Consider the following 22,576-nt stretch of genomic DNA (forward strand, 5'->3'; position numbering starts at 1 on the left):
TTACTTATTCATAAAATCCATCCCTCTAATCACTAGGAAAGCAACGTATTCAAATTTCAAAGTAAGGGTAAGGGCTAAAAATGGATTGTACTTGGGGGTAAACAGTGTTACTCTAAAAGTCTGTGTCCAACAAGACATTTAATAATAGTCACCATTTTAGTTATAAAGAAAGGTAACACTATGATAAAAGTTGATAACTTATCCTTCTCATTTCCACAAAAGGAACTATATAACAACATTTCATTTACATTTGAAGAAGGCCAACATTGCGCTTTTATCGGAACGAGTGGCAGTGGGAAAAGTACGTTAATCGATATACTGATGGATCCGGAAAGATATCTGTTTGAGGGCAAGTTAGAGATGGACCCGGATTGCAGAATCGGATATGTCAGTCAATTCTCGCAAGTCGACAAAACGAAAGAAATGACCGTCTTTGAATATATCGGAGAAGAATTTATCAAGATACAAGATGAAATCACAGCGATTTATGCTGAAATGGAAACGACATCCGATATGGATTCGTTGCTGGAAAAGGTTCAATTTGCTTTAGACGCATTCGATTCGATGGATGGGGATAATTACGAAAAGACCATTAATAAGCAGCTAAATCTAGCCAACCTCATGAAGCTCAAAAATCTCAGTATATCCGAAGTGAGTGGTGGGGAGTTCAAACTTATTCAAGTGATGAAGGAAATGCTCAATCGCCCAGACTTCATGATCATGGACGAACCAGATGTATTTTTAGACTTTGAAAACTTAAATGCGCTCAAAAAACTTATAAATACCCACAAGGGCATGCTGCTGGTGGTTACGCACAACCGATATTTATTGAATCATTGTTTCAACAAAATTATACACCTTGAAAATACGGAGATCCAAGAGTTTGACGGACGATATATTGATTATAACTTCTCACTACTTCAGACCAAAATTGAGTTACAAGAAATCGCGGTTGCTGAAGCTGAAGAAATTGAGAGATACGATCACATCATCGACAATCTTAGAGAGATCGCCACGTATAATTCGGAAGCCTCCAGAGGCAGAGCGTTAAAAGCCAGAGTCAAGTTTCAAGAGAGATTAGAAGCACGTCGAATAAAAGAGCCATTTGTAGATATCAAGCAGCCGAATATCAGTTTTGGTATTGATAAGGAATTGGAAGACACCGTTGTGGTTAACGTCAATAATTATAGCGTTTCCTTTGACGAGTTGCTTTTGGAAAATGTGAACTTTGAGATCAAATCTACAGATAAAGTAGCCCTGATCGGTCCAAACGGTACCGGGAAAACAACTTTGCTCCGAGAGATCTTTAAAAATAACCATGCTTCAATTGAAATAAATGAGGATGTCAACGTGGCTTATTTATCTCAGGTTCAAGGCGAAATGCTAAAGGATTCCAATACAATACTAAATGATTTCATCGATGCCGGGTTTCAAACTTATGATGAGATTAGATCGTATCTTTCAAATTATGGATTTGAAGGAGAGATCCTTGATCAAAAGATCGAATCTTTATCTGGTGGAGAAAAGAACATGCTTCAATTGGCTAAAGTTTCTGCCAGTAAAGCAAACGTATTGCTTCTGGATGAACCGACAAGCCATTTAGATACCTATACACAAATTGCATTGGAGAAAGCCATTGAGGACTATAAAGGTGCAATTCTCATGATTTCTCATGATTTTTATTCTGTTGTAAATGGTATGGATTATGTCTTAATCATTGACGATAAGACGATTAGAAAAATGAGTATGCAAGAATTTAGTGAGATGATTTATGCGATTCATTTTGATAAAGACTATTTGGAAACTGAACAAAAGAAAAAAGCAGTTGAAATGAAAATAGAATTGGCTCTGAAAGATACTAATTTTGAACTTGCAAAATCATTGGTTGATGAGCTAGAAGAGCTAATTAAGTTGCTTTAAAATAGGGCAAAGTGAATTAGTCGGAGTTCAACGACGAAACATGATGTCGGAGGAAAAGTTTCAATAAAAAGGCCCTAGGCAGCAAACTGGCGTCGGTATTCTACCGGCGTCAGTTTTTTTTAGTTTTCGTTGTGGCCGTTTCAATGGAGATGCTTCCCGGTTATACGCATGATTTCAATAATAATTCCTCATTTCTTATTTCTGTTCCTCTCCTTTTTCTAGAGCGTGAGCTATGCTAATCTCTACAAATTTCAGCACTTCGTCCGATATGGGGTACAATCCTGACTCTAATGTAGGGAGTTTCCTCACTTCCCAAAACTTCTCCATCAATTTCTCGTCTCCATTAAAAGTTTCATCTAAAGAAGACCGATCTGATCATAATAACGTAGGGTTCGAACAGAAATGTTCCGCTGTTTGGATACCGAGGGATTAAGGATGACTGGTACGGAAATGTGGAAGAAGATGAATCAGTGGACATGGCGTGAGTTTATTGCTTTACTTGCGCTTGAGTTTGTATTCGTAATATTCTTTATCAAATATGCAGTACAGTCCATGTATGAGCATCGCCATTGTACTTTTGTTAGGATTATACTTTATTGCTTTACGACCGAAGAAAATGTCCTGGACAGAGGTAGGAGTAAGGAGATTTCCTGCGAAAGATTGGTGGAGGATTGGGCTGTGGACACTCATTCTCATCGGATTCAGTGTGGCGACTGTCTATCTCACGTGGATTTATATATCGTTGGCTACGGTCTCGTGTTCATATGAGATGGGCGATTGTGATTAGTTCGCTAATCTTTACTTTTGCACATTTTCCCACTATAAATGCCATGCCCATGAATTTTATTAGTGGAATAGTGCTTGCATGGACCTATGAACGTACGGGATCGGTCGTGCCAGCTATGATCGTTCACGGTGTCTTTAATACAATTGCTGTGTTGTTAACAGCGATGAGTTAGAATGATTATTATAATCTGCATACACGATAAGAGGTGAGCAACAGCTATGGAAAATAGAAACATAACAGGTATTGTAGTGGCCATAATTTATTGTATTGTTCTTTATGTTTTTTTAACTGATTCCGCCCCTGGAGAAGCTCCAAATAATCCGCGATGGGTTTATTTATTGATTCCACTTGGAGCTATTGTAATTACGTCTCTTTTTGATTATGCAATCAAGTTCGATTTCTTCAGAAAAAAGAAGTAGTAAATCCCCAATAAACTCCGAGCTTCGATAGCTGGGGTTTATTGGGGATTTCATGAGTTTAAATGTTCCGCAACGCTTTCATAGCTTACGTAACCTTTTAAATCGTGTACGAGTCTCCGTCTTCAGGTACAAACACGTTATCTGAAATACCTTTTTCATTCACAAAATTTTTCAATTCGCCTCTGGACAGTCCCCAGTGATTTACAGCTTCCATGTGCACAGAAATAATTTTAGCGTCAGGGGCCGCTTTGCAGACTTCATAAATATCATCTTTCCCCATAACAAGTGAGCCCATTTGAATGAATTGATTGTCCCCGCCATTAACAACAATGACATCCGGTTTGTACGTAGTTAGTACTTCATGAATAGCTTCATACCATACTGTATCGCCGGCTACGTACAAGGTTTTCTCACCGGAATGCTTAAAAACAACTCCGCAAACTAATCCAGCCATTTTCAAGATTTCTCCTCTTCCGTGTTCGCCTGGAGTCTTAATCAGCTGGATACCATTGAATTCAGTGTCTTCCTGAAGTACCTCAACATTAGTGAAACCATCTTTTTGCACAAGATCAGCATCTTCTTGATTTTGAACGAACATTTTAATTTCTTTAGGTATGACTTTCTTGGCTACATCATCATAGTGGTCCAAATGAAGGTGAGTAAGAATAACCGCGTCTAGATTATTTAACAGGCTTTCAGTAGGTACCGGAAGATCGACCAATGGATTGCGGTCTTCTCTTATAGAATTAGGAAATGGAGGATATGCTCCTTTTTCAGCTAAGAATGGATCAACTAAAAATTTATATCCTGCATATTCAACCACAATTGTTGCGTTTCGAATTTGTTGTATCTTCATTTTTTTGTAGCTCCCTTTTCTAGATATTTCTTTTATAGTCTACACACTTAATTCAGACGAATACATAAATTAATTCAAGTGTTTTTGATGTTTTAGTTTATTTTTGAAAGTATGTTTGATCGTTAGAAATTCTATTTCGGTGACTATGTAAATTCTATTTTATATAAAACTTTCAACTGTAAAACAAAAGCACGAAATTACTTTATTCTCTCTATGTAACAATGGATTGAGAAAGTATACATTTATTTGATATGCGATCGAGAGCGATCTACATTCAACATAAAAGATTATGTTCTCTCTCAATTTTGCATAAAAATAGTATTTTTGAGGTGAAATCATGAAAAAATTTGATATATCTGTCTTGTCAGTTGCTCCATTAAGACAAGGCGAAACAATGAAAGAAGGAATAGATTCCGCAGTATCTTTAGCTAAGGCTGCAGATCGAATGGGTTATAAACGTATTTGGTTTGCAGAACACCATAATCACGATGCATATGCAAGTGCAGCTGTCGTCTCAATTGTACAGCATATACTATCAAACACAGAGGAAATTCGTGTGGGTTCAGGTGGTGTTATGTTACCTAATCACTCACCTCTAGTTGTAGCTGAGCAGTTCGGAACACTTGAAACGTTGTACCCGGGTCGAGTAGATTTAGCATTAGGGCGTGCACCTGGCACGGATCAAAAAACTGCTGAAGTGATTCGACGGTCCAATCATAATGGTGTATTTTTCTTCGAACGAGAAGTAAAAGAAATCTTGCAATATGTAGGAGACGAGAGCGTTCAAGGGGAGATTCGTGCTTATCCAGGTATTGGAACGAATGTGCCAATTTTTGTATTAGGTTCCTCAATAGGTTCAGCTAAAATCGCAGCAAATCTTGGTTTACCTTATGTATTTGGTGCACAATTCTCACCTCACGATATGAGGGAAGCTCTGGATATTTATCGCGAGAACTTCAAACCATCAGCCGATCTACAGGAACCATATGTGATGGCTTGTATCTGTGTGATCGTAGCTGATTCAGTGGAGGAGGCTACACTAATTTCTGCGAGCCATCTGCAAGTATATATTGATATTTATACAAATAATTTAAGTCAGCTTGTTCCACCGACTGAACAATTCCTTCAATCTTTATCCCAAGCTGAATTGGACATTATATATCATCGACTAGGGTATACCATTCTGGGCGATGCGGACACTCTTCGGCGTGATTTAATTAATTTTCAGCAGACGTATCAAGTAGATGAACTCCTTGTGATATCAAATATATACGACTCTGAAAAGGAAATTCATTCTTATGAGATTTTAAAAAGCGTTGTTGATGAATTATTTGATTAAAAGAGACTTGAAGAAAGTTAATTCCGTTATCTGTGAAATAACAATAATTCCAGGAAAGAAGCGGGTCTTAATGAGTCTCGCTTTTTTTCTGGAATTATCACATAAACTTAATATTTATCATCAAAGCTTCAAATATCCATTTTATTAATAACAGTGGAGAGTTTGTAATTGGCATGTTTATTTAAATCAACTAGAAAATCATTTAAATATTCATTTGACGGAAACCTGCACTCCAAAATATAACATCCCTCTCCACTAATCCTATAATTATTTATTATATAGTTCTTTTGTGTCTTTATAAAAGAGAGATAAAATTGATGGTTTGTTTCCTTTGTGAATATTGTAATAAATGCGTGTATATAGCAGCTTAATTTAGCTTGATTAACTTTAATGGTATATCCCTCAATAACTCCATTGTCTTCTAATTTTGCTACTCTGGACGCAGTAGCTTGTCCAGTCATATGAATTTTTGTGCCAAGTTCTTTCATCGTAACTCGACTGTTATTGGATAATTCATCTAATATTCGACGATCAGTATTGTCTAACATTTGAATTCCTTTCTTTAATGAATTGAGGATCAGATATCTTTAATTTCATTCTATCCCCTATGCAACAAGTATAGTCTGATTCAGTACAATATGGATTGTCAACATTAAATCAGACAACTTTTTTAAGGGCTGTTTGGCGATACTGAACAGGCGTCAAATACCCCAGCGATCCATGAACTCGATGCCTGTTAAACCAGTTGACGTAGTCGTATAATTCCAGTTCTAAATGACGAAGGTTTCTAAATTCCATCTGGTAAATAAACTCCGTTTTCATGACCTTGTAGGTGGCTTCGGCCACGGCGTTATCGTAGGGACATCCTTTCTTGCTGAGTGATCGGCCAATACCAAACGTACCTAGAAGCTGGTCCATCGTGTGGTTTTTAAACTCACTTCCACGATCGGTATGAAACCACTGGATTTGGCTTAAGTCGCCTTCTACCGTTGCAAAGGCACGCGAAACCAGAGCAGCGTCCTTATGTGGACCTGCACTATGACCAATGATCTCGCGATTGAACAGGTCAATGAGGACACAAACGTAATGCCACCGATGCCCGACCTTCACATACGTTAGATCGCTTACCACGAAACGCTTCGCTTCCGTCTGATTAAACTCCCGATCTAATTCATTCGCTGTTGTCGCCTCATTACAAGCTGTTTTGAGAGGCTTAAACTGAGCAATGGTGTACGTGGAGACGAGACTGTGCTCTTGCATGATTCGACCGATGCGACGCCTAGAGACGATGATTCCTCTTTCCTGAAGCTTGGCTTTTATCTTTCGTGTACCGTAGGCATTTCGATTTTTGCGAAAGATGCCCACAATGGCTTCCGCTAGCTTGTCTTCATTTGGCTTTTCCTTCGCTTCATAATAGAACGTGCTTTTGGCAATTTCGAGGACGTTACACATTGCTGATACTGAGGATTTATCACGGTTATTTTGGATGATAGCTACTTTCGTCCCATGATCAGCGCGGCTTGCTTTAAAATATCGTTCTCCATCCGTAGACGTTGGAGCTCTTTACGCATAGCCATTAATTCGTTTTCTTCAGGTGAACGGTTGTCTTTCTCTCTGAAAGAGCCCGTGGCCTGCGATTGCTTGATCCAGCGGTCTAGAGCCGAAGCAGTGAGGTCGTACTCCTCCACAAGGGCTGCTCTGGACTTGCCATTTTCATAGAGCTCTACCATTTGTTTTTTGAACTCGGTTGTGAATGTGCGTCGTTGTTGTTTAGGCATTGTAGAGATCCGCTCCTTAACATGATAGTTTTATTCTACAAGCCCTTATTTTTTCTGTCCAACTAAGTGTAGCCGATCCAATACACCACGCGCAAATATGTAAGATACTCATAAATAACCAAGGAGAATCATCATGAGCCAGTTAAATACAAGACTGTGGACAAGAGAGTTCATTTCTCTTTCAGCTATAAATTTCTTTATAACTTTAATTTTCTTTTTATTAAACGCGACAATTACGCTGTATGCCATTAATGAGTTTAATGCAACGTCCAGCCAAGCAGGGATTATTGCAGGTGTTTTCATTATCGGATCATTAATAGGCCGGTTATTAACAGGACGACTTGTAAAATCAAAAAAAATCTTGATAACAGGACTGCTTATGTTTATTTTAACAACATTACTTTACCTCATTCATTACAATATCTCTTTTCTCATTTTAAGTCGATTGATAAATGGGTTCACGGTAGGGGTGGCACAGACTGTTGTAGGCACAGTTGTCGTCTTGACTCTTCCAGCATCTCGAAAAGGTGAAGGAATTAGTTATTTTGCAATTAGTACGGCATTAGCGACTGGTTTAGGTCCATTTATCGGTATGTATATGAGTCAGAATGTAAGTTTCAATATGATTTATTATTTATGTTTCGTGCTGGGACTTATTAATTTTGTGATTGCAATTTTCATAAAAATTCCTTTGCCTAATAACACTGAAGCGAAAAAAGGAACGGGAATAAAACTTGCTGACTTTATAGAACTGAAAGTGTTACCCATAGCAATCATTGCATTTCTGATGAGTTTTTGTTTTTCTGGTATAATCTCGTACTTAAATGTCTATGCTTTGGAATTGAACTTAGTAGAATCGGCAAGTTTTTTCTTTATGGTGTATACCGTTTTTGTCCTAATATCTAGACCATTTACTGGACGGGTCGTGGACAAAAAGGGAGCAAACGTAATCATGTATCCCGCTTTTGTCCTTTTCGGGGCAGGCTTACTCGTTTTAGGATCCGTTACTAGTGGAGTTACTTTGTTGCTGGCAGCAGCACTGGTCGCTCTAGGTTTTGGTAACATTTCTTCTATATCTCAAGCGGTATCTATCCGTTTAGCCGAACCTCACCGAGTTGGTTTAGCAACTGCCACTTTTTTTATATTTATAGATTTAGGAAACGGATTTGGACCATCTGTTATCGGTTTGATCATTCCATATACAGGATATGATGGTTTGTACGTATTTCTTGGCCTGCTTGTTTTGGCAACACTTGTTTCTTATTATTTCTTATATGGTAGAAAAGAAAGTGCACTTCGTAAACAACTCTCTATAACAGAACGATAATAGGTAATTATGCTATAAGGCTTGCTGTAAATGCACCGTATCCTAGAACATGCCACCCACAGGATATATGGAAAGCGAAGCAGGTTGGGAACCAAAGCTACTTCTTCATTGTTATTCAGGTGAGGTGATCATCCAGCATATACACTGAAAGAATCTTGAGCGCAAAAATATAGTTCTCATGAACAAAAGGTCACTGCCCACTTTGCTTGATAAAGTGGGCAGTGACCTTTGTTTTCTACTTTTGGTTGCGAAGTTTTTTAACTTCAATCTGAATTATTCGTGTTTGGCAACAAATCGTCTTATTGCAGGAAATCTTCAGTCGATTTTACATCACAATACATGCCATTAAGTGCGCCGTAAGAGGAGTCTTCAGATGAAAAAGCCAATAAAAGATCAAAAAACGGTAATGGTAATTTTACTAAGTAATATTTTCACAGCCTTTCTGGGGATTGGATTAATTGTTCCTGTTATGCCTTCTTTCAAAGATATGTTGGATTTATCCGGTAGTACAATGGGCTATCTAGTTGCAGTTTATGCCTTGTCCCAGTTAATTATTTCGCCTTTTGCGGGAAGATGGGTTGATCGTTTTGGAAGAAAAAGAATGATCGTTATCGGGTTACTGGTATTTAGCTTATCAGAACTGATTTTTGGATTGGGAACACATGTTTCAATACTTTATTTGTCCAGAGTGCTGGGAGGAATAAGTGCTGCCTTTATCATGCCTGCTGTAACTGCATACGTGGCTGATATTACTACTACAGAGGACAGACCAAAGGCGATGGGATACGTCTCCGCTGCGATCAGCACCGGATTTATTATTGGGCCAGGTGTAGGTGGGTTTATAGCCGATTATGGAATTAGAATGCCATTTTTCTTTGCCGCTGCTATGGCACTCTTAGCCGCGATCTCTTCTTCACTTATATTAAAAGAGCCTCTGTCACATGAAGAGATGCAACAACTATCGTTAAACACAAAGGGTTCTAGCTTCGTTAAGGATTTAAGGAAATCAATTCAACCCATCTACTTAATAGCGTTTATTATGGTCTTTGTTCTTGCTTTCGGATTATCTGCCTACGAAACGGTTTTCAGCTTGTTTTCGGATGAGAAATTCGGCTTTACTCCCAAGGATATCGCAAGTATCATCACCATAAGTTCCATTGTAGCAGTAATTATTCAAATTTTATTGTTCGGCAAATTAGTAAATAAGTTAGGCGAAAAAATGGTGATTCAGGTCTGCCTAATCATGGGTTCGGTTTTAGCATTAATATCTACTATTGTCACGAGCTTCATGGCCGTTTTAATTGTAACTTGTTTTATTTTTTTAGCATTTGATTTGTTACGACCTGCGCTAACTACCTTCTTATCTAAAACTGCTGGTAAACAGCAAGGTTTCGTAGCAGGAATGAACTCCACTTACACTAGCTTGGGGAATTTTTTTGGCCCAGCATTGGGTGGAATTCTATTTGATGTAAATATTCATTACCCTTACCTTTTTGCAGGAATAGTTCTGATCATCGGTTTAGGACTTACGGTATTCTGGAAAGGAACATCCAATCAAACCTCACTCCAATAAGAATAATCTCACAGGAAACGTACTATAGCGCAATCACTGAGAGATTAAAGTATTATTGCAACTTATTCTAGAATGCGGTTACTGAATCTAATTTTAACAATCGGAGGTACACATATGGAGGTCGAACCACTGGGAAATTGTAGTCTTTGCCCGGTTGAATTTACTGTTAATATGATCGGCGGGAAATGGAAAATTTTGATTTTGTACCATTTATTGAGTAAGGATATTATACGATTTAATGAACTGCAAAAATTGCTCTCCACCGTGACGCATCGTACACTGACACGTCAATTACGTGAACTTGAGGAAGATGGACTAGTACAACGAGTAGCTTATGCTGAAATGCCACCTCGTGTTGAATACTCTCTTACAGATAAAGGACATAGTCTCACCCCAATTTTATTACAATTGAAAAACTGGGGTCTCCAACATATGTAAGTTCCTTAGATACAACCCCATTAAAGTCTATGGTCAAGTTCATCACTCCTTTTATCAAGTTATAAGATCAACCGTTGTGGAAAAAAAGATATCTAATAGCTAAAGCAAAAATAGAGGGAGATCAATTCCTCCCTCTACGGCTTACATGCGATGTTTAGTGACAATAAGATAACCAATTATCGATGGAAATGATCGTACTCTTTACGTTATTTCAGGATAGGAGAGTCGGTACCGGAGCTACGAATAGCCCCGTGTTGTGTGTGTTGTATCTGACCCTTAATTTAATTGGATCAACTATAAGTTTGTCCTGTACACCTACTAATTATTCTTGGAGGAACTGTCCGAAATTATTAATCATAAATAAGAGCCGCCCGCTGTTGGATTTAGACCATCAGGAAATTTAAGTTGAAGCCCTTTAAAAAATTCTTTTATAAATATTTTATTTTGTTATTTTAACTAGAAAGGGATCATAAAATGTGAAATAAACTGGACAAGCGAGTAGGAGTGAGGAAGTCTTGAGTGTTCAACTTCTAATCAGTTATATTTTCCTTGGTTTGACGCTTGCTGCTCCCATTGGGCCGGTCAATTCAGCCCGATTGGATAAAGGCCTCAAAAATGGCTTTTGGCATGCCTGGATGGTCGGGGCAGGTTCCATGATTGCCGATGCCGCCTTTATGATTTTGATTTATCTGGGTTTGGTTCAGTTCCTCAACATCCCCATGGTACAAATTCTCCTCTGGCTCGTTGGCGGCTTCATATTAACCTATACCGGGATTGCAAGCATCCTGCAAATCAACAAATTGAAGCTGCATTTGAACAAAAATCAAAAAGATTCCCTCTTTCACTGCTTCATGCTTGGATTTTTCATGTCCCTCACCAGCCCAATGTCCATCATATTCTGGTTAGGGATCTATGGATCAATTCTGGCCAAAACGGCAGTGTCATTCGGGACAAGTCATTTGCTGATTTACAGCAGCATGATCTTTATTGGACTGACGCTCTGGGATTTGCTGGTGGCGGGTCTAACCACAGGAATGCGGCGTTATCTCAATCAAAAAAGTCTCTCAATCATATCGGTTGTATCCGGTTTGTCTTTGGTTGGGTTCGGAGTTTATTTTGCTCTTCAAGGGCTGCGTGCGTTGCTCTCTTAGAAGGATGGGCGTATACCCAAATGCAGTAATTCCGGAGTGGGACAACGCGACAGAGCAATGATAGGCACATAGACTGCTCTCATCAGTTATGCAGGGAACTGCATGATAATCAAACTGAAGGGACGATGTACTATAATGCTGCGAACGATTGTTGTGCCAACCAAGTACAAACCGATGCTGAATCTAAGGGAAACTGCCGAGGCCATTCATTTTTCAAAAAAGAAATTTCAGGAACGTTTGGAGCAGCATTTAAATCTGATACAGGTACCCTCACCGGTTCTGTTGCAGGAAGGTACAGGAATTAATGATAATCTGAACGGAGTAGAACGTACAGTTTCTTTCGATGCATTGGATATGGAAGAGGAGCAGATTGAAGTTGTTCAATCACTGGCCAAGTGGAAACGGATGGCTTTGAAGACATATGGATTTCAGGTGGGTGAAGGATTATACACCGATATGAATGCAATCAGACGGGATGAGATGATGGATAATCTGCATTCCATTTATGTGGATCAATGGGACTGGGAAAAGGTCATTGCTGAAGATAGGCGTACCCTGGCGACTCTGAAGGAAGAAGTACGCAAGATCTATCGTTCGATTCAAGCCACAGAGCAGGAACTCTGTACTCAATACACATGCCTTGAACCCATTCTGCCGAATCAGATTTTCTTTATTACGACTCAAGAGTTAGAAAACCAATATCCGGATCTCACCCCAAAAGAGCGTGAAAATGAGATCGCTCACCAACACGGTGCTGTTTTTATCATGCAGGTAGGTGGACTGCTGAATTCAGGAAGTGTTCATGACGGTCGCTCCCCGGACTATGATGATTGGACTTTAAACGGAGATATTTTATTATGGTATCCTGTGCTGGAGCAGGCTTTGGAAGTCTCATCCATGGGAATCCGTGTCGATGCGGCTGCACTTGAAAAGCAATTAGGCCTCAGTCAAGCGAATGAACGGGCTGCTCTTGAATTTCATCAATCTGTCTTAAATGGTGAACTACCTTTCACGATTGGAGGAGGGATTGGTCAGTCCAGACTGTGTATGTTTCTGCTGCGAAAAGCCCATGTTGGTGAGGTGCAGGCTTCAGTGTGGAACCCTAGAACGTGGCGGGAATGCGAGGAGGGCAATATTCCTCTGTTATAGTCCATTGAACAGGAGAGGATATCCTATTAAGGATATCCTCTTTTTATTGCAACGTGGAGACCTTGTGCTTTTTCCACCATCTTGTCATGATCCAGGTGACCAGAGCAATGACAAAAATCATGATTAGACTTACGAAAAAACCCACTCGGATGTCCGGTTTCACTAGCGTCCCGCTAACGGCGCCCAATAATAGAATCAATCCTGATATGCCAAGTATCACATCCCGGGTACGGATTCGAAGTATTTTGAACGCCGCAATAATGATAAAGGACCAGTTATACATCTGTAAAATCCCTGCTGCGGTAGTGATGTATTCATATATCTTCCCTGGAAGCAACAGGGCTGTCACAATGGAGGCGCATAGTCCAACCGCAGCAAGTGCAAGCGAAGGTAGGGGGAGTTGTTTGAATTTTAACTTGACCTTGAATAGCTTAGGCGCGTCTCCATCCTTGGACATGGTCACCAAAAGGTTCACTACAGCAAATAACGAAGCACTCATGGCTGAAAAGCCTGCCAAGATGATAGCCCCATTGAATACATGGGGAAAGAAAGCCAAATGATACGACGATAGAGCCGTGACAAATGGGCTCTCCTTTTCATTCATCTTGGTATAGTGCACCATGAATACGGCCATGCCGATCGATAACATGTAAAGGATTGAAAGGCCTGTCAGCATGACCTTTCCAGCTTTGGGGGCATCCTTTTTATCCTGTAACTGAATGGACATGAGCCCAATGGTCTCTACACCGCCATATGCGTAAAACGCATAGAGAAGAGAGGACCAAAAAGAAGGGAACTTTCCGGGGAACAGTTCAACTGCTGAACTTGGCATGCCAGGCCGTTCATTGCTTCCCCCATGAATCCAGCCAAAGAGTGCAGCTGCAGCCAGCAGAATAAACATGACGATGGCTGCCGTTTTAACCACAGCGAGAACATTCTCAATTTTGTCAAACCACTGTGTCCCAAGTAAGACAACAAAAATGGACAACAAGGCGTAACCAGCCGCGAAAATCCAGAGCGGAACATTTGGAAACCAAAATCGAGAGAGAATGGACAAGGCTGTCAACTGGCTTCCCATAATTAAAATTTTGGTGCTCCAATAATTCCACCCGCAACCAAAACGGGCCCAACGACCGAAAGCTTTACCGGCATAATAACAGAACGAACCTTCCTGAGGATCTGCAGTAGTCATTTTTGCCAGGAAATGAAACACAATATAGGTACCGAGCGCTGCGATCAGAAAGGACAGCACCATTGAAGGTCCGGTCTGCTTGATGCCTATTCCCGAACCAAGAAAGTATCCGGTACCAATCGTACAACCAATGCCAAGCAGGGATAGCTGCCACCATTTTAACTGCCCCTTCTCCTTACCTTCAGATGAAGAGGAAGCATCTTGTGAAGCGCAACTTAAATCCGTCAATATAGGTACACCTCTCCTTCGCAGATAAGGTGGCCTTTTAGAGAATAAAATATGTAACATGCATAGAAAACTTGTTTCATGAGCGAATGTTAGGTAAGAATGCAGATTCCATTGAAGTAAGGAAATGTATTGGATTACAGTTATACTCACAATTTTGTTTTTCTCTTGCTTGATTAGTTTCAGAAGAGATAGGCTGCTTTATGCCAGTGAAGCGCATAGATCTTGAACTGCCACTTAATATCCAGCATCCTAAAACGATAGGGATTACAAAACCCAACAAAATATTCAACAACATGAGATCTCTCCCCTTTTCAAATATTCTTACTGATTTAAAACTAATAAACGTATTGAAAGGAGTAGACAGAGAAATGCCATTGAAAAACAAGTGCAATTCGCTAAGGTGAATAATTCAAATTGGTATCACAACATCATATTGACAATTTACAAGTTGAACTTAGAAGTAATTTGACTAACATGGTAGCCGACCAACATGATCAGCTCTCTTTGTTAACTAACGGACACGTATTTAGCACTGCTCTACACATTCTTATAATAGAAAGCGTGATTGCTGGGTATGTTAAACCTATTGTTTTGTATGCTTACAGTTTTCTGAATATGTCGCAGAGTGTCTTAGTCCTGCAGGAATATCTTTTACAAACATTGGAAGGTTTATTGTCCCTAAGCATATAGCAGAGGATCCAATGGTAGATTTGTGGAGTAGAGTCAGCTTACCTTGAATAACTGCAAGTAATGCACAATTTACATAAATGAGGTGACTGTATGAGGAAAAAAGGGAAACAGATGTTAGCTTCGATTTTACTAATAATCATGCTCATCGGTTGCCAGAACTCGAAACCTAAAGAACAGGACTTGATGCGTATAAACTCCACGAATGGAGAAAATGCGAAGAAAGTCATCTTCCTGTTGGTGGACTCTTCGACCAAGGAATTAGTAAGCAGGAACTTCCCGCATTAAAATTCCTGATCGAACACGGGCAATATTATAAAAATTTGGTCAGTTCTTTTCCCACAATGTCCGTCACGATCGACAGCTCGTTGCTTACAGGTGCGTATTCGGACAATCACCGTATCCCTGGTCTAACTTGGTATTCTGCGGACAATAAGAAAATGATCAATTACGGAACCGGACCCATGGAAGTGCTAAAACTCGGAGTTAGTCCGGTTATGACTGATGCATTATTCCATTTGAATGAAAGTCATTTGAACAGGGAATTGCCCACGATTTATGAGGACTTGGCTCGGCAAGGGTTAAAGTCTGGTTCGATTAACGGCCTGGTTTACAGAGGGGCGTCTGCTCATAAGTTGTCGATACCTGATTGGATGCAAGCTGCTACTTCCTTACCAAAAGAAATCAATGTTAAAGGTCCGGACTTCCTGTCTCTGGGTGCATTGTCTAATCCGTTTCAAGGTATTAAAAACATGCCGGATGGCCTAACAAATCGGATGGGTATCAATAATGATTTTGCTATTGAAGCTGTGAAATATTTGGTTCAATCCAATAAACTGCCGGATTTTTTGTTTGTCTATTTGCCGGATTTAGACCGGGAGTTGCATAAAGACGGCCCTACGGGCCTTCATGGAGTCAAAGAGTTGGATCAACAACTTCAATCTGTTTTGGACTCATTCGGTTCTCCGGAAAAAGCCTTGCATCATGCCAGCTTTATCATTGCAGGCGACAGCGGAATGACCCGTATTCTGCCTGCAGAACAGAATCCGGTCATTGATCTGCCCTCCTTGCTTGGAGATGCCAAAGTTTTACGTCCTGGTGAAGCTGTATCGAAGGAGACTGAGATCATTCTTGCCGTCAATGAAACGATGGCCTATGTATATTCATTGAAAGTGGATCGTTCCCTGAGAGATACGGCAAACCTTTTAATGAAAGATCCACGCATCGATTTTATCTCCTGGAAAGAAAAGGAATGGAATTATGCCATTCAAGCAGCAACAGCCAAACAGATCAAATTTAAAGCAGGAGGCAACCTGACTGATCCATACAACCAATCATGGACGGTCGAACAGGATGAAGAGGTGTTGGATTTAAGCTTAAATATGGCTAAACACTCATTGAGTTGATCAGTATCCGGATGTTTTGAAACGATTGTCAAGTGCGCTCCGTTCACATCAAGGCGATTTTTTGGTTGTTACGGCAAAACCAGGATATGAATTTACTGGTGGTAGCTCACCAACGCACAAGGGAGGAGGCGGTCACGGTTCGATTCGTAAAATGGAATCCCTTGTCCCCTTGATAATCAGTGGTACAGATCAAAAGCCTAAATATTTACGTATTGTTGATTTAAAAACTTATCTGCTAAACCTTTTGCAAAAATAGGCTCTTGTTACGTGGGAGGTCATCGCTTCTTGAAATTTAAACTAGGACGTTGCTTATTGAATGAACGATTGATGGAATACGGAAAGTCAGCAGAATGGCTGGCAAAAGACTTACTTTTTAAACCGGAACGAATTTTCGACTTTATTGAAAACAAAAGAGTAATGCCACTCAAAATTGCCATATCAATCGCCGATTCCATCGGTTGTGATGTTCGTACCTTGTATGAATTAATTCCGATCGTTGATGAAGTAAAGGGTGGTGATTAAGGAAATTCGTTCTTTCTTATTTATTTAAATGTCGAGGGACAAGAATATTCCCATTGGAGTCGCTATTTTAGCGGCTTTTTTATGTTTGCTGTATAAGTTCGTGTCCCGAGCGAAGGACAAGAACATGGTCCGATTACGAACAGCGTATAACTAATCCGTTCTTCTCCCCAAAAATTCATTGAGCTAACGAGAGATATAGTTAATATAGGGTATGGGGGTATAAAAATATGTTGACTAAAATAGGGTAGGGGGGTATAGTATTGTACAAGAGCTCGATGAGACCTGAAAAACTGGCCTCGAGAGTATAGCCCATCGTTTAGGTCAAACTAAACCAAAAATCACCCACAAGAAGGGACGAAATAAGATGAAAAACATTGTATTGAACGTACAAGGTATGAGCTGCCAACATTGTGTAAACTCCATCGAAGGTGCTCTAAAAGAAATCGGAGTGAGTGGCAAGGTGAACCTCAGTGATGATTCGGTTGAAGCAACGTATGATGAAAATCAAGTCTCCTTGGAGCAAATTAAAGAAGTTATTGAAGAACAAGGCTACGAAGTAGCGTAAGTAATGGACGATGAGGGGAGTGAGTTATTGTGGCAACAGCAGCGGCTCAGACGAAACAGTCGAGTATACAAATTACAGGTATGACCTGTGCAGCTTGTGCAAACAAAATCGAAAAAGGCCTCGGCAAAATGGACGGGGTCACATCAGCGAATGTTAACTTCGCTTTGGAAAAAGCAAGTGTAACGTATGATCCCACGAAAGTGGAAATGAAAGAACTTGAGGAAAAAATCAAAAAACTTGGATATGGTTCCGTTTCAGAGGTTGCGCAATTCAATCTTGAAGGCATGACCTGTGCAGCGTGTGCGAACAAAATTGAAAAAGGCCTGAACAAGCTGCCCGGCGTGACTAACGCTTCAGTAAACTTCGCCATGGAAACTGCCCGAGTTGAATTTTCCCCTGGTGAAGTTTCCATCGAAGACATGAAAAACAAGGTGAAAAAACTCGGTTATACGGCGATCGCCAAGCAAGACGGTACCAGTAATGGTGCAAGTGACCATCGTGCTAAAGAACTGAGTAATCAAAAACGGAAATTACTGATTTCCGCGATTCTTTCCTTGCCGCTGTTGTGGACTATGGTAGGTCACTTCTCGTTCACTACATGGATCTATGTACCGGAATTGTTTATGAATCCGTGGTTCCAACTAATCCTGGCTACACCAGTACAATTTTATATTGGTAGACAGTTCTATGTGGGTGCGTATAAGGCTCTCCGGAACGGGAGTGCCAACATGGATGTGTTGGTATCACTTGGTACCTCTGCAGCGTACTTCTATAGTTTATATTTGACCATTCAATGGTCAAGTATGGCTGACGGCATGCATCACGGTCCATCCCTGTATTATGAAACGAGTGCAGTCCTTATTACCCTGGTTCTTATGGGTAAATTGTTTGAATCACTTGCGAAAGGTCGAACTTCTGAGGCTATTAAATCACTGATGAGTCTGCAGGCGAAGACGGCATTAGTGGTCCGGGATGGCAAAGAGGTTACCATTCCAGTGGATGAAGTCATTGTAGGAGATGTTGTCCTTATTCGCCCAGGAGATAAAGTACCTGTAGACGGAGAGGTGCTGGAAGGGATGTCATCCGTAGATGAATCCATGCTTACGGGTGAAAGCCTTCCAGTAGAGAAAAAAGCCGGAGATGCTGTGATTGGAGCTACGATTAATAAAAATGGTATTCTTCGGGTCAAAGCAATCAAAGTAGGTAAAGAAACTGCTCTTGCACAAATTATTAAGGTTGTTGAAGAAGCTCAAGGATCAAAAGCACCAATTCAACGGGTAGCCGATGTGATCTCGGGTATATTCGTCCCGATCGTTGTAGGTATTGCAATAGTTGCTTTCTTGATTTGGTACTTCTGGGTTACACCAGGCGATTTTGCAGGTTCGTTGGAAAAAGCAATTGCGATTCTTGTTATCGCTTGTCCTTGTGCACTTGGACTTGCAACACCAACATCCATTATGGCGGGGTCTGGTCGTTCGGCTGAGCTAGGAGTGTTGTTCAAAGGCGGGGAACATCTAGAGCAGACACATAAAATTGATGCGATCATTCTGGATAAAACCGGTACTGTTACAAAAGGTAAACCTGAATTGACTGATGTCGTCGCTCTTGGCAATGAAAATGAATTCCTGAAACTTGTTGGTGCTGCGGAGAAAAATTCTGAGCATCCACTTGCGGAAGCCATCGTTGTTGGCATCCAAGAACGAAATATCGAACTACCAGGAACTCAATCCTTTGAAGCAATTCCGGGCTTCGGAATCCAAGCAACGGTTGATGGTAAACAACTGCTCGTGGGTACACGTCGACTGATGGAAAAGGTTAACATCGATGCAAAAGCCGCTTATCATTCGATGTCACGTTTGGAAGAAGCGGGCAAAACCGCGATGTTGGTTGCCATTGATGGCCAGTATGCAGGTATGGTCGCTGTAGCGGACACGATTAAAGAAACTTCGAAAGCTGCAGTGAGCCGTCTGAAAGAAATGGGCATTCAGGTCATTATGATTACAGGAGACAATGAGCGTACGGCGAAAGCCATCGCTGCTCAAGTAGGTATTGACCATGTTCGTGCAGAGGTCTTGCCTGAAGGAAAAGCGGAAGAAGTGAAAAAACTACAATCTCAAGGTAAAAAAGTGGCCATGGTTGGCGATGGTATCAACGATGCACCGGCTTTGGCAACTGCAGATATTGGTATGGCGATTGGTACGGGGACAGATGTGGCGATGGAAGCCGCTGATGTAACACTCATGCGCGGCGATCTATCCAGTATTCCTGATGCAATCTATATGAGTCGTAAAACCATGAACAACATTAAGCAAAACTTGTTCTGGGCGCTTGGTTACAACACCTTAGGCATTCCTATTGCTGCTATCGGTCTGTTAGCCCCATGGGTTGCAGGCGCAGCGATGGCCTTGAGTTCGGTATCCGTCGTTCTCAATGCCCTTCGATTGCAACGCGTAAAAGTACGTCACTAATCAAGGTACTAGAATAGGAGCGAAAATAATGATGATGAGGAGTAAAAAAATCATGCTAATGTTAACCGGTGTTTTAGCTTTCGGTGTGTTGTCTGCTTGCGGAACCCCTAAAGAAAGTGCACATACAGATGGACATGGTGGTATGAATCATACTGAAATGAATTCTGAAAATGAAAGTGCGAGTCATGATCATGCAGGGCCTCATGCTGATTCAACAGCAAGTACCCTTAAAACCTCGTTCTCCTTTGCATCAGATGTGAAGGCCAACGAAAATTCGCATCTGACAATCCAAATCACGGACGCCGATGAAAATCCGGTTAATGAATTTGAAATGGGTCACGAAAAACTAATGCACCTTATCGTGGTGAGTAAAGATCTTTCTTATTTTAATCACATTCATCCTGATTATAAAGGCAATGGAAAGTTTGCGATTGAAACTTCATTTCCAGCCGGTGGAGAATACAAAGTCCTTGCCGACTTTGTTCCAAAAGGTGGAGCGAGTACTACACCCAGTGAATGGGTGAACGTTGGGGGTCCAGAAAAAGCCCAAGAGCCTGTTCAAGCGGATTCCAACCTTGTAAAAGAAGTGGATGGTAAAAAAATCGAGCTTTCATTGAGTACCAAAAAGGCCAACGAAGATGTGAATTTGACCTTTAATATTATGGATGCGAAAACGAACGAAGCGATCAATAACCTGGAAAAATACCTCGGTGCTGTAGGTCATGTTGTTATCCTTTCTGAGGATGCAGAGCAATATCTGCATGTTCATCCAACAGAGGAAAAGGCAACAGGTCCAAAAGCGGAATTTATGACCTCCTTCCCGCATAGCGGAATCTATAAAATCTGGGGTCAATTCCAACATGATGGGGAAGTCTTTACAGTACCTTTCGTAGTAGATGTAAAGTGAGTAGAGAGGTATGAGCATGGAAGATAAAATTAAAATAGCGATTAGTCCAGCAATCCAACTTGGTGGAAGCTTATTCACTCCGGAGCAACTAGTTAAAATTGGTGAGATTATTGGTCCAGATTCAAAAGTGGAAATGACACCCTTTAAGCAACTCTACGCAGAAGTATCGATTGAACAACGAGATCAGATCAAAAATGAACTTGAGGATCACGGACTTGAAATAAATCCTGCAGGATTTGTAACCAAAAGTCTGATCGCTTGCAATTTTTGCAGAGGTGCAGAAGAAGCAGGCATGGAGACAGCCAAAAATTTAAATCAGGCCATTTCCGGTATCGATACGCCTACACCAATCAAGATAGGATATGCAGGATGCGCCTTAGGCACTAGTGAACCGTTGATTAAGGATATTGGGGTCGTAAAGATGCGCGATAAGTTCGATGTTTATGTTGGTGGCGAGTCGAAGGGGCTTAAAACCTCCTTCGCCATGCTGCTAAGTTCCGGACTAACGGAGGATCAGCTTATTCCCTTCGTTACCGCAATTATTGATTATTATAAGATGCATGCGAAAGGCAAAGAAAAATTCAGCAAATTCGTAAATCGAATGACACTGGAGAACTTGAAGGCGATGACGCTTGAAAGGAGGTGAAAACAGTGAAAGAAGCTACCGTAAAAATTCAAGGTATGTCTTGCCGTTCTTGTGTATCTAAAATTGAAGGTGCAATTAGCGCTATTGGCGCTGAAGGCCACGTTAATTTTGAACAAGGAACAGTAGAAGTTCGATTTGACGAATCTAAAGTTCAAATCGCTGAAATTGAAGAAGCGATCCGTAAAAAAGGATATAACGTCGGAGCGTAATATATATTGAACTACAAGGGAGAGTAATTGGGCATGACGGAATCCATTCAGATTTATTCAATCCCAACCTGTAGCGATTGTAATCATGCTAAACGTTACTTTAGAGAGCGTGAGCTTCCCTATACGGATTACAATTGTGAAGAAGATGCCAAGTACGCTGAGGAAGTCTGGAACTTGACTGGCAAACGGGTTGTTCCAACCATTGTAATTGGAGATAAGGTATTTGTAGGCTTTGCCGAAAATCTTAACGAAATCACTGAGTTAGTAAAGTAACTCTGATGGCTCCGGTCAACTTTTGACCGGCGTTATTAACAGTACCAGATCCGGATTTGCTCGAAGACTTGATATTTCTTGCTTCCTTTACATAGGGTAGGGGGGATGGTAAGGTGTAATAAAGGAGTTGATCTACATGGATGATACGATACTTGAGGCCGCCTCATGTGACCATACATCTTCAAACAAGCGGAAAAGTCATCATTCTGAGAGTACGAAGCGAAAATTAATTAGCCGGTTGAATCGGATTGAAGGGCAAGTGCGTGGAGTAAAAGGAATGATTGAGAAGGATACGTATTGTGATGACGTGTTGCATCAAATTGCCTCCATTCAATCTGCGTTGAATGGAGTAGGAAAGCAGCTTTTGGAACATCATATGAAAAGCTGTGTCATTGAACGAATTTCAGAAGGCGATCACAAAGTTTTGGATGAACTGATGATAACTGTAAATAAGTTAATTAAATAAGCTAGAACCAGGGAGTGCATGAGTATGCACTCCCCTCTTGTTTTATTCAGGCATACTCTTTCAAACTATGGCTTATTTTCAAGTAATGCAGCAAACTAAAATCAAGTTTTCGTGAATACTTGTAGGGATATAGGTTCTTGTTCGACTATGAATTTTAAGCGAAAAGCTTTGTAATCTGGATTACAGAAGAGGGATTTGTGGTCGTTTATGATGATTGTAACACTCCACAATTACACGAATAACCATCATTGCGGAGAGTGGAGAGGTTGT

Annotated in this window: 23 protein-coding genes; 18 read left to right on the plus strand and 5 right to left on the minus strand. The window is 40.6% G+C overall.

Going from position 1 to position 22,576, the window contains the following annotated elements:
* Positions 1-180: 180 nt before the first annotated feature.
* A complete protein-coding gene (locus M1D71_RS14455; protein WP_458127038.1) occupies positions 181-1,920 on the plus strand; it encodes an ABC-F family ATP-binding cassette domain-containing protein in 1,740 nt (579 codons plus the stop codon).
* A gap of 356 nt (positions 1,921-2,276) precedes the next feature.
* Here the strand turns inward: M1D71_RS14455 and M1D71_RS14460 are convergent, their stop codons facing one another.
* Positions 2,277-2,384 (minus strand): MerR family DNA-binding transcriptional regulator, encoded by a 108-nt coding sequence (locus M1D71_RS14460; protein WP_458127252.1) that lies wholly within the window; start codon positions 2,382-2,384, stop codon positions 2,277-2,279.
* Between the two features lie 300 nt (positions 2,385-2,684).
* Here M1D71_RS14460 and M1D71_RS14465 point away from each other — a divergent pair, with 300 nt between their 5' ends.
* On the plus strand, positions 2,685-2,879 hold the full coding sequence (locus M1D71_RS14465; RefSeq protein ID WP_458127039.1) for a CPBP family intramembrane glutamic endopeptidase: 195 nt from the start codon (positions 2,685-2,687) through the stop codon (positions 2,877-2,879).
* A 344-nt stretch (positions 2,880-3,223) separates the two neighbouring features.
* On the opposite strand, the gene M1D71_RS14470 is transcribed toward M1D71_RS14465, so the two are convergent.
* The gene (locus tag M1D71_RS14470) at positions 3,224-3,982 is read right to left on the minus strand and encodes an MBL fold metallo-hydrolase (RefSeq protein WP_458127040.1); all 759 of its coding nucleotides are present in this window, start codon (positions 3,980-3,982) and stop codon (positions 3,224-3,226) included.
* Between the two features lie 337 nt (positions 3,983-4,319).
* Between M1D71_RS14470 and M1D71_RS14475 the strand changes: the two genes are divergently transcribed.
* The gene (locus M1D71_RS14475; protein ID WP_458127041.1) at positions 4,320-5,321 is read left to right on the plus strand and encodes an LLM class flavin-dependent oxidoreductase; all 1,002 of its coding nucleotides are present in this window, start codon (positions 4,320-4,322) and stop codon (positions 5,319-5,321) included.
* A gap of 128 nt (positions 5,322-5,449) precedes the next feature.
* Here M1D71_RS14475 and M1D71_RS14480 read toward each other — a convergent pair whose 3' ends face one another.
* Together M1D71_RS14480 and M1D71_RS14485 are read right to left on the minus strand one after the other, a co-directional pair.
* Positions 5,450-5,869, minus strand: a complete 420-nt coding sequence (locus M1D71_RS14480; RefSeq protein WP_458127042.1) for an Lrp/AsnC family transcriptional regulator — start codon at positions 5,867-5,869, stop codon at positions 5,450-5,452.
* A gap of 109 nt (positions 5,870-5,978) precedes the next feature.
* Positions 5,979-7,099, minus strand: a protein-coding gene (locus M1D71_RS14485; protein WP_458123683.1) for an IS3 family transposase whose coding sequence is annotated in 2 segments (ribosomal slippage) — positions 5,979-6,850 and positions 6,850-7,099 — 1,122 coding nt in all. Because the reading frame shifts where the segments join, the coding sequence is not laid out codon by codon here.
* A gap of 133 nt (positions 7,100-7,232) precedes the next feature.
* Between M1D71_RS14485 and M1D71_RS14490 the strand changes: the two genes are divergently transcribed.
* The 5 genes from M1D71_RS14490 to asnA all read left to right on the plus strand — a co-directional run bounded on the left by M1D71_RS14490 (position 7,233) and on the right by asnA (position 12,737).
* The gene (locus tag M1D71_RS14490; RefSeq protein WP_458127043.1) at positions 7,233-8,426 is read left to right on the plus strand and encodes an MFS transporter; all 1,194 of its coding nucleotides are present in this window, start codon (positions 7,233-7,235) and stop codon (positions 8,424-8,426) included.
* Between the two features lie 373 nt (positions 8,427-8,799).
* Positions 8,800-9,999: an MFS transporter gene (locus tag M1D71_RS14495; protein ID WP_458127044.1), complete on the plus strand. Its 1,200-nt coding sequence runs from the start codon at positions 8,800-8,802 to the stop codon at positions 9,997-9,999.
* Between the two features lie 114 nt (positions 10,000-10,113).
* Positions 10,114-10,437: a winged helix-turn-helix transcriptional regulator gene (locus M1D71_RS14500; protein WP_458127045.1), complete on the plus strand. Its 324-nt coding sequence runs from the start codon at positions 10,114-10,116 to the stop codon at positions 10,435-10,437.
* Between the two features lie 515 nt (positions 10,438-10,952).
* A complete protein-coding gene (locus tag M1D71_RS14505; RefSeq protein WP_458127046.1) occupies positions 10,953-11,588 on the plus strand; it encodes a LysE family transporter in 636 nt (211 codons plus the stop codon).
* Between the two features lie 135 nt (positions 11,589-11,723).
* On the plus strand, positions 11,724-12,737 hold the full coding sequence (asnA, locus tag M1D71_RS14510; protein ID WP_458127047.1) for an aspartate--ammonia ligase: 1,014 nt from the start codon (positions 11,724-11,726) through the stop codon (positions 12,735-12,737).
* A 43-nt stretch (positions 12,738-12,780) separates the two neighbouring features.
* Here the strand turns inward: asnA and M1D71_RS14515 are convergent, their stop codons facing one another.
* Positions 12,781-14,157, minus strand: coding sequence for an amino acid permease (locus tag M1D71_RS14515; protein WP_458127048.1), 1,377 nt, complete (start codon positions 14,155-14,157; stop codon positions 12,781-12,783).
* A gap of 983 nt (positions 14,158-15,140) precedes the next feature.
* On the opposite strand from M1D71_RS14515, the gene M1D71_RS14520 reads away from it, so the two are divergent.
* The 10 genes from M1D71_RS14520 to M1D71_RS14565 all read left to right on the plus strand — a co-directional run bounded on the left by M1D71_RS14520 (position 15,141) and on the right by M1D71_RS14565 (position 22,306).
* Entirely contained in the window at positions 15,141-16,250 is a 1,110-nt protein-coding gene (locus M1D71_RS14520) for an alkaline phosphatase family protein (protein WP_458127253.1), read from the plus strand.
* A gap of 25 nt (positions 16,251-16,275) precedes the next feature.
* Complete coding sequence (locus tag M1D71_RS14525; RefSeq protein ID WP_458127049.1) at positions 16,276-16,506, plus strand: hypothetical protein; 231 nt, start codon at positions 16,276-16,278, stop codon at positions 16,504-16,506.
* A 29-nt stretch (positions 16,507-16,535) separates the two neighbouring features.
* Positions 16,536-16,772 (plus strand): XRE family transcriptional regulator, encoded by a 237-nt coding sequence (locus M1D71_RS14530; protein WP_458127050.1) that lies wholly within the window; start codon positions 16,536-16,538, stop codon positions 16,770-16,772.
* Positions 16,773-17,136: 364 nt separating this feature from the next.
* A complete protein-coding gene (locus tag M1D71_RS14535; protein WP_047843207.1) occupies positions 17,137-17,337 on the plus strand; it encodes a cation transporter in 201 nt (66 codons plus the stop codon).
* 80 nt (positions 17,338-17,417) lie between these two features.
* Positions 17,418-19,805, plus strand: coding sequence for a heavy metal translocating P-type ATPase (locus M1D71_RS14540; RefSeq protein ID WP_458127254.1), 2,388 nt, complete (start codon positions 17,418-17,420; stop codon positions 19,803-19,805).
* A 28-nt stretch (positions 19,806-19,833) separates the two neighbouring features.
* On the plus strand, positions 19,834-20,712 hold the full coding sequence (locus M1D71_RS14545) for a hypothetical protein (RefSeq protein ID WP_458127051.1): 879 nt from the start codon (positions 19,834-19,836) through the stop codon (positions 20,710-20,712).
* A 16-nt stretch (positions 20,713-20,728) separates the two neighbouring features.
* Positions 20,729-21,358, plus strand: a complete 630-nt coding sequence (locus M1D71_RS14550) for a nitrite reductase (RefSeq protein ID WP_458127052.1) — start codon at positions 20,729-20,731, stop codon at positions 21,356-21,358.
* A 5-nt stretch (positions 21,359-21,363) separates the two neighbouring features.
* Positions 21,364-21,567, plus strand: coding sequence for a heavy-metal-associated domain-containing protein (locus M1D71_RS14555; RefSeq protein ID WP_458127053.1), 204 nt, complete (start codon positions 21,364-21,366; stop codon positions 21,565-21,567).
* A 33-nt stretch (positions 21,568-21,600) separates the two neighbouring features.
* Positions 21,601-21,840, plus strand: a complete 240-nt coding sequence (locus tag M1D71_RS14560; RefSeq protein WP_458127054.1) for a glutaredoxin family protein — start codon at positions 21,601-21,603, stop codon at positions 21,838-21,840.
* 136 nt (positions 21,841-21,976) lie between these two features.
* Positions 21,977-22,306 (plus strand): metal-sensitive transcriptional regulator, encoded by a 330-nt coding sequence (locus tag M1D71_RS14565; RefSeq protein WP_458127055.1) that lies wholly within the window; start codon positions 21,977-21,979, stop codon positions 22,304-22,306.
* Positions 22,307-22,576 lie beyond the last annotated feature (270 nt).

Source organism: Paenibacillus sp. Z3-2 (genome assembly GCF_054161325.1).

What these genes read in the sequence shown, in the direction of transcription:
- asnA (WP_458127047.1), top strand. Translation starts at nt 11,724, where the DNA reads ATGCTGCGAACGATTGTTGTGCCAACCAAGTACAAACCGATGCTGAAT.
- M1D71_RS14540 (WP_458127254.1), top strand. Translation starts at nt 17,418, where the DNA reads ATGACCTGTGCAGCTTGTGCAAACAAAATCGAAAAAGGCCTCGGCAAA.
- M1D71_RS14550 (WP_458127052.1), top strand. Translation starts at nt 20,729, where the DNA reads ATGGAAGATAAAATTAAAATAGCGATTAGTCCAGCAATCCAACTTGGT.
- M1D71_RS14565 (WP_458127055.1), top strand. Translation starts at nt 21,977, where the DNA reads ATGGATGATACGATACTTGAGGCCGCCTCATGTGACCATACATCTTCA.
- M1D71_RS14475 (WP_458127041.1), top strand. Translation starts at nt 4,320, where the DNA reads ATGAAAAAATTTGATATATCTGTCTTGTCAGTTGCTCCATTAAGACAA.
- M1D71_RS14560 (WP_458127054.1), top strand. Translation starts at nt 21,601, where the DNA reads ATGACGGAATCCATTCAGATTTATTCAATCCCAACCTGTAGCGATTGT.
- M1D71_RS14495 (WP_458127044.1), top strand. Translation starts at nt 8,800, where the DNA reads ATGAAAAAGCCAATAAAAGATCAAAAAACGGTAATGGTAATTTTACTA.
- M1D71_RS14480 (WP_458127042.1), bottom strand. Translation starts at nt 5,869, where the DNA reads ATGTTAGACAATACTGATCGTCGAATATTAGATGAATTATCCAATAAC.
- M1D71_RS14470 (WP_458127040.1), bottom strand. Translation starts at nt 3,982, where the DNA reads ATGAAGATACAACAAATTCGAAACGCAACAATTGTGGTTGAATATGCA.
- M1D71_RS14500 (WP_458127045.1), top strand. Translation starts at nt 10,114, where the DNA reads ATGGAGGTCGAACCACTGGGAAATTGTAGTCTTTGCCCGGTTGAATTT.
- M1D71_RS14465 (WP_458127039.1), top strand. Translation starts at nt 2,685, where the DNA reads ATGAGATGGGCGATTGTGATTAGTTCGCTAATCTTTACTTTTGCACAT.
- M1D71_RS14490 (WP_458127043.1), top strand. Translation starts at nt 7,233, where the DNA reads ATGAGCCAGTTAAATACAAGACTGTGGACAAGAGAGTTCATTTCTCTT.
- M1D71_RS14455 (WP_458127038.1), top strand. Translation starts at nt 181, where the DNA reads ATGATAAAAGTTGATAACTTATCCTTCTCATTTCCACAAAAGGAACTA.
- M1D71_RS14545 (WP_458127051.1), top strand. Translation starts at nt 19,834, where the DNA reads ATGATGATGAGGAGTAAAAAAATCATGCTAATGTTAACCGGTGTTTTA.
- M1D71_RS14535 (WP_047843207.1), top strand. Translation starts at nt 17,137, where the DNA reads ATGAAAAACATTGTATTGAACGTACAAGGTATGAGCTGCCAACATTGT.